Origin of the sequence: Vibrio sp. Vb0888 (assembly GCF_033338835.1) — a bacterium.
Taxonomy (GTDB): Bacteria; Pseudomonadota; Gammaproteobacteria; order Enterobacterales; family Vibrionaceae; genus Vibrio; species Vibrio alginolyticus.
In genome coordinates this window covers 1-1,126 of the sequence record NZ_JAWOTL010000254.1, presented here as the reverse complement: position 1 = coordinate 1,126, position 1,126 = coordinate 1, and the positions used below count along the sequence as shown (strand labels likewise).

General features: G+C 47.2%; 1 pseudogene. It reads left to right on the top strand.

Annotated elements, in window-relative coordinates:
• Positions 1-1,126 (top strand): annotated as a pseudogene (locus R7P72_RS25430) (DEAD/DEAH box helicase family protein); the annotation flags it as partial.

Sequence of the window (1,126 nt, the reverse complement as noted above, 5' to 3'; positions counted from 1 at the left end):
TATCAAAACCTACAAGCCCAACTCGATAACTTTGTACCAAGACGAGCTCAAAACTATCTTGTCGCTGAAATCGCAAAGACGCTTTGTGGTCAATATCATAAGTCCAATCGAATACTGGTAGCAGAAGCAGGCACAGGGATCGGTAAGTCACTTTCTTATTTGATGGCCGCTATACCAGTTGCCGTGCATAACAACCGCAAAGTCGTTATCTCAACGGCAACCGTCGCGCTTCAAGAACAGCTAGTGAATAAAGACCTTCCTCTATTCCGTCGTATTACAGACAGAGAATTCTCTTTCATTCTTGCCAAAGGTAGGCAGCGCTACTGCTGCGCAGAAAAGCTCGCAACAGCCAGTGGTGTGGATGGCGGTCAACTAGCGATGTTTGAGACCAAGCCAAAGAAAAAAGACATTGAATTACTGGAAACCATGTATCGCTCACTCGCTCAAGGGAAATGGGATGGTGACCGCGACGCTTGGCCTAAACCTATAGACGACCGCATCTGGCAATTGATTGTCAGCGACAAACACAGCTGTAATAACAGTTTGCCAGGTCACAGAGGGTGCCCGTTTCAAAAGGCGCGTTCTGAGTTAGATAAAAATGACGTGATCATCGCGAATCACTCTCTCGTTATGGCTGATGCTGACTTAGGTGGTGGCGTAATCTTACCAGAGCCAGAAAATACGATTTATGTCTTTGACGAAGCTCACCACCTGCCTCACGTCGCCCGTGATCACGCTTCAGCATCCGCAAGTTTAAAAGGCGCAGCAGCGTGGCTAGAGAAGCTGAATCAGTCAATCAGTAAATTTTCATCACTGGCTGATGAGAAACGTGTCGCTCGATTCCGCAATGACTTGCAAGACTCGGTGCAAAACTTAATACCTGCGCTCACTCAACTGACTAAACAGTTCGACCCATCTCAGTTTGAAGAAGGCATCTACCGCTTTGAACATGGCGAGCTGCCTACTTGGCTAGAAAACCAATCTAAAGAGCTAAAACAGTTCAGCAAGAAAGCAAACCAAAGCGTCGCGAAAATCGCCGATCTTATTGCAGAAAGAGTCAAAGATGGCGAACTCGCGGCAAGATTGGCCGAGCCTGCGCTCGCTGAACTAGGTTTCTATATTCAAC